The sequence below is a fragment of the Paenibacillus sp. SAF-068 genome (genome assembly GCF_051967555.1).
Lineage (GTDB): Bacteria > Bacillota > Bacilli > Paenibacillales > Paenibacillaceae > Paenibacillus.
Map to the genome: position 1 here is coordinate 1 of NZ_JBQCJX010000014.1, position 6617 is coordinate 6617.

A 6617-nucleotide genomic window follows, 5' to 3' on the forward strand; every position below is an offset into this window, starting at 1 on the left:
AAGGGGTATGGCATTAAACCCAAAGAGGTCATACCCGTACGTACAAGCCAGATTCCCAAAACATCCATCGGGAAAATACAAAGGAAGAAGCTTGTAGAGCAGTTTAAACAGGATGCTTTTCACAAGATCATTGAAGAATACAAAAATAGATCTCGTAAGCATGCAATTAAGGATTACAGAAACGAATATGATCGAAAAGTGATTTCCATATGCAAAGAGGTTTTGAAGAACGATGATATTTCCATACAAGACGATTTGTTTGAGTTGGGCGCAAGCTCAATCGAGTTGATGCAGTTAATTTCCAAAATTCACATTGAATTCGGTATCAGACTCGAAGTATCCGATCTGTTCAGAACAGCCTCTCTTGAACATCTTGCGGATTATTTGCAGTCCAGACCTCAATCGGAATATCAGTCTGTCAAAAAGGTAAATACAAACAACTCTCTATATAGCTCGTCTGCTTCTCAGAAAAGAATGTTTGCGGCCAATCAGCTGGATACAGGCCTTACTTATAACGTAACAACTGCGTTTATGATTGAAGGCGCGATTGATTTGGAGAAGCTGAATATGGCTTTTAATATGCTGGTAGATCGCCATGAAACGCTGCGCAGTTCATTTGCCATAATAGATGGACAAATCAGGCAGTACGTCCACTCGGATACTCAAATAACCATTCGTTATGCAGAGGTACCTTATCAAAATATTGACCAAATTATAAGTGCTTTCATCCACCCTTTTAATTTAGCTGAATCTCCATTGTTAAGAGTCACATTAGTTAATTATGAGCCAGAGCGGTACGTTTTAATTATGGATGCACATCACATTATTATGGACGGTGCTTCTGTCGACATAATGCTGAATGAAGTATTTTCTTATTATAATGGGGAACAACTCTCGGAAATAACAGTCCACCAGAAAGACTTTATAGAGCACATGAATCAAATTCCGCTTGAGGGTAGTGAGGCAGAGAAATTTTGGATGACCATGTTCGAGGGGGAGATCCCTCTTATAAACTTGAGTACAGACTATCCAAGACCGGTATATCAAAAATTCGAAGGAAGAAAAATTCGATTTACCCTTACAGGTCAAATGTTACACCAACTTAAAGAGACGGCCTCTCGCTCAGGTACAACATTATATATGATTTTACTCAGCACGTATTATGTTTTGTTGAACAAGTATACAAACCAGGAAGATATCGTGATCGGAACTTTGTTTAGCGGGAGAACGCATCCAGACATAGAGAAGTGTATTGGGATGTTTATCAACACAGTTCCTTTAAGAAATTATCCAGTAGCTACGAAACCTTTCATTCGTTTTATGAACGAAGTTGAAGAATGTGTTCTTCAAGCAATGAGGCACCAGCACTATCCTTTTGAAAATGTTATGGAAAATCTATCGCTAGACCGGAATATGAGTCGAAATCCAATGTTTGATACGGTTTTCATTATGCATGAAGAACCATTCAAAGAAGTTGTTGGTGATGATTTCCAAGGACACAAGACAGAATTCCATAACAAAACCTCCAGAGTGGATCTTACCTTAGAGGCCATGATATTAAATGGGGAATTGATTCTCGAATTTGAATATAGCACAAATCTTTTTAGAGAAGAAACCATTCAAAGAATGGCTAATCACTTCCAAAACACATTGAAAGCCGTCTTGCGTGAACCGGAGATTCCACTTTGTGAGATAGATGTACTCTCTCAAACAGATAAATATGCTCTCTTGAAACAGCCTGACCATAATGAAGCGTGTTCTGATCCTCCAGTTGTTGGTTTTATGGAACTGTTTAAGCAGGCAGTTTCCTTAAATCCCGATTATACTGCGGTTGTTTTTAAAGAAAATGAAATTTCTTATGCAGATTTGGATTTAAAGTCGAGTCAATTAGCCGTTACACTTCAACGAAATGGTGTTGATTCGGGAACGCGCGTCGGAATTATGGTTGAAAGCGGTTTCGAAGCTATCGTTTCCATGTTGGCTGTTATCAAGGCAAAGGGAACATTTTTATTGGTAGATCCACATTATCCGATGGAAAGAAAACGATATATGATGGATGACAGTAACGTATCTCTCTTATTGTCCAGAGAAACAGAATTTGCAGGCTATAAGGTCCATAATATTTCTGACGCTTCTCTATACGATAATGATGGAGTTGTATCCGAATCAATAAGCCCCAATGATCCTGCGTATATCATGTATACCTCCGGCTCCTCAGGACGTCCCAAGGGTGTACTTATCAATCATAAATCCCTAAATTATTTTATCCGGGATTTTCCCATAAACACAGCCTTTGATACAAATGCTTCAATCGTATCCATGACATCGGTATCTTTCGATCCTTTTATCGTTGAAACGTTGCTTCCGTTAGCCAAGGGAATGAGGGTTGTTGTCGCGGAGCCGGATGCTCATCGAAACCTTAGACAATTATCTGATCTTATGCTGGTTAATGAGGTTGATATTCTACAAACTACGCCTTCACGGCTGAAAGTGTTAATGGGGAACCATTCCGACTATTTTCAACGATTAAAGTTGATATTGATTGGTGGAGAACATTTCGACAATGGTCTCTTAAACAAATTGAAAGAAATAACTAATGCTAGAATCTTTAATATTTACGGACCGACCGAAACGACCGTTTGGTCAGCTACGAAAGAATTGACCGAAAGCGGAAGGATCACGATCGGTAAGCCGCTTGAACATATGTCTTACTACATTCTGAATAACTATTTAAACCTTGTGCCCATAGGCGTTGAGGGAGAGTTATGCATATCTGGCAGCGGGCTTTCTGAAGGATATTTAAATAATGCCGAATTAAGTGAAGCCAAATTCGTTCTCAATCCGTTCAGGCCAAATGAACTCATGTACAGGTCTGGAGATTATGCAAAAATATTGGATAACGGGGAGATCGAACTGATTGGAAGGCACGATGATCAGGTCAAGATCAGAGGCCACAGAATTGAACTAAGAGAAATAGAAAATAATATTTCGAACCACGATCTGGTAAATGAAGCAGTCGTTTTAACCCCAGAACTCCCTTCTGGTGAGAAAACAGTGTGTGTTTATTATGTTGCCAAGAATGAGCTGGATCTGAGAACCTTCTTATCTGACATTCTACCTGCTTACATGATGCCTAATTATTTCATAAGGTTGGAATCGCTCCCATTAACAGTGAACGGCAAACTTGATCGGAAGAGATTGCCGCTCCCGACTGTCGAGAGTATTTCGGAAAGTTCATCGGTTCTTGTTGCGAATGAGAAGGAAGAGGTAATTCTTTCAATTTGGAAGGAAATTCTCGAAATAAATCATTGTGACTTGGGACATAGTTTTTTCGAACTGGGCGGCCACTCTTTAAACGGACTTCTTGTGATTACACGATTAAACAGGATATTTAACGTGGATTTGGAATTGAGGGATCTGTTCGAAAATAGGACCGTTTCCAAATTATCCGCTCTTATTGATGCGAAAAAGGGTGGCAGAATTGAAGCGTTTCCACCTATTGAACAATGCCTGCCATCCGGCCATTACAGACTATCTTTTGCTCAGGCCAGAATGTACACCGTTCACCAGTTGGCGGATATTCCTACTGCATACAATGTACCACATATGTACAAGATCAGTGATGATGTGGAATATTCAAGGCTTCAAGAGGCTTTTGCCCAAGTAATTCAACAGCATAGTGTATTTAGAACTTCTTTTGAAGTATCTTCCGAGGGCATCCCAGTGCAGCGCATTCATGAGCATGTACCATTTAAGCTCGAATATAAAAAGCTTCATAACCAAACCTTGGATGAAGCAATGAATGAGTTCGTTCGCCCCTTTGACCTAGAGAAAGCGCCGTTATTAAGAGCACAACTGGTTGAGACGGACAATCGTGAATCGGTGTTATTGCTTGATGTTCATCATATCATTATCGATGCTGCCTCCATGATGATTATGTTAAAGGATTTAATCGAAGGTTATAAAGGAAACAAGCTTTCGGAACCGTCTGTAGATTACAAGGATTACTGTCTATGGGAAGAGCGCATACTCCACATGCCTAGAATGAAGCGGCAGGAAGAATACTGGTTGACGAAGTACGAGCCTTCTCGACTTCTTGGCCTTGAATTACCTACGGACTTCACTCGACCAACCATACAAAGCTTTGCCGGAGATTGCATAACGTTTGAATTGGACAAATCACTGACGAATCGTTTGAAATCCATTGCGTTAGCGACAGATAGTACATTGTTCATGGTATTGCTGTCCGCTTATAAATCATTACTGTTCATCTACTCCAATCAAACTGACATTGTAGTGGGAACTCCTGTGTCCGGAAGATGGCAAGCAGAATTAAATGACGTTATTGGCATGTTTGCTAATACAGTGGTTATCCAAAGCCATATTGATGCAGGTCAACCATTTGCAAACCTGGTTCAAACCGTCAGATCAAACACAATGCAGGCATTCTCCAATCAAGAGTATCCGTTCGATCGGTTAGTCGACAAGCTCAAAACCGGCAGGGGAGCAGGAAGAAATCCATTATTTGATGTTATGTTTGTGCTTCAAACTGTGAATTTCTCCAAACATGAATTGGAGGGCATGCCGATCGAGTACATGCACTATAACCCGTTAGTTTCCAAATTTGATCTTTTGATTCAGGCTTATGAGGATAAAGGAAGTATTCACTTTATGTTGGATTACTCCACAAAATTGTTCAAAAGGGAAACGATACAAAAGATGGTTGATTACTTTAATGTCATCCTCGAATCAGTTGCTCAAGACATGAACATAATCCTAAGCGACATCGAAGTGGTCTCCGAGGAAGAAAGACAACGGCTACTAAACTTCAACGAGGCAGGCAATTACGATTTCTAAACATTTGAAAAATGGTATTGCGTGAATAGCCATTTTGAAAAGAGAGGTAAGGAAATGGAATTGAACATGGCGCAGTTTTGGATTAGATTCGATGCACAATGCAGTCGGCAGACAGAAGAAGTTGCCCTAGCTTCCAATATGGAAAAAATAACGTATGCCCAATTAAAGCAGCAGATGAAAAAGATATGTGTTTTACTTCACCAAAACGGATGTAGACCCGGAAAACGGATTGCTATAGATGATGTAGGGATATTGAGTAAAGCGTCTGCCTTTTTGGCTATTATGCGATTTGGATGCACATATGTTCATATGGATGACAGATTATCCATAGCACAGAAAAGAAACTTGTTGAGGAACCTGGATGCAGACTACTTTATTACTTCTGAACAAATGGTGTCTGAAGCGGATAGTGTATATATTCATCCATTTGAAGAGACTTCTGGTTCTTCTGAGCAGGATTGCGAGGTGGACGAGGAGTGGACGAACGAATTTTCCATTGTATATTGCTCAGGGCTCCATGATGGAATGGAACAAGTATTACAGTCCTCCACGATGCTGATGAATTGGCTCCAGTTCAATAAGGAAATATTGAAAGTACCGTTTGATGAATCGTTGACGATGATTGGCCCTTCAGGAATGGAACTCCTATTTCCCATTTGGCTAGGAAATGTTATGGGAGGGGGGAAGGCAACCTTTATTTTGAAGGACGATGGATACTTTAATTTGGAAGCGGAAATCGGGAAAGTGAAGGACAGTGCACTGGCTCTACCCATAGAAATGTTAGGCGACTGGTCATCTTTCTCGGATGTGGAAACCGCCTTTCCGGATTCATTAAAAACCGTGATTACGATGGGCGAGCATCTTTTTGACAGTGACCCGTTCAAGACCCGTTTATTAAAGGAAGAAATCAAGTGGTATAACTATTTTGGTTATCCAAGGATCCATCTGGTGTCTTCAATTACAGGAACAAGGGAAACGGAATATCACCATATTGGCAGAGCAGTGATGAATACGAAAACATACGTGTTGAACCAAACCCTTAAGCCAGTCCCTGTGGGGATGATCGGACGGTTGTATGTTTCTGGAATGGGGACGGGGAAAAGTGTAAATGGCAATGGAGATGAACGGACCACTGTTAGCCCCTTCGAAGAGGGGGAAGTTCTGCATCCTACCGCTTATCAAGCAAAGTGGAACGAGGAAGGTACATTAACTCTGTATAACAATCTAAATCGTATTGTTCTGATTGATGGTATTGAAATTAATCTAGATGAACTTGGTAACTTGCTAATGTTGCATCCATCTGTTCTTGATTGCTGGGTCGATATAAGGGGAGGAACGGCATCGAACTTATATATTTTGGGTTATGTCTCTCTATCCACTCATTCAAATTCTTTTGAAGATCTGCATTCGTATATGTCTGTTTTTTTGCCTCGTCACATGCAGCTTAGCTATATCCAACTATCAAGAATACCAAGGGATGGCGAAGGTAAGATCGCTGCTCAGCTCATCAGAGCTAACCATTTCTTAAGTTCGTTGGAACTAAAGAAAATGGAGAACAGTCTGAAAAGTAAATACAAGCTTGATGAAATCCTTATATATTCATCCGAAGAATTTTCGGAAGTTGATTATATTAAATTTGAAGCATGACTCAAGATAGCATCTGTAATCTTTCCATAATGTACGAAGAAAGGACTGAAACCAATGGATTCAAGCATTCTCCAGAAACTCCCTCCCGCGATTTGCCATGGAGGCGAAGTGGA

General features: G+C 40.4%; 2 protein-coding genes. Both read left to right on the top strand.

Features of this window, described 5'->3' with window-relative positions; all coding sequences use genetic code 11:
- Positions 1-198: 198 nt before the first annotated feature.
- Entirely contained in the window at positions 199-4857 is a 4659-nt protein-coding gene (locus tag ACTHPG_RS28125; protein ID WP_440392559.1) for an amino acid adenylation domain-containing protein, read from the top strand.
- 54 nt (positions 4858-4911) lie between these two features.
- A complete protein-coding gene (locus ACTHPG_RS28130) occupies positions 4912-6504 on the top strand; it encodes an AMP-binding protein (protein WP_440392560.1) in 1593 nt (530 codons plus the stop codon).
- Positions 6505-6617 lie beyond the last annotated feature (113 nt).

What these genes read in the sequence shown, in the direction of transcription:
- ACTHPG_RS28130 (WP_440392560.1), top strand. Translation starts at nt 4,912, where the DNA reads ATGGAATTGAACATGGCGCAGTTTTGGATTAGATTCGATGCACAATGC.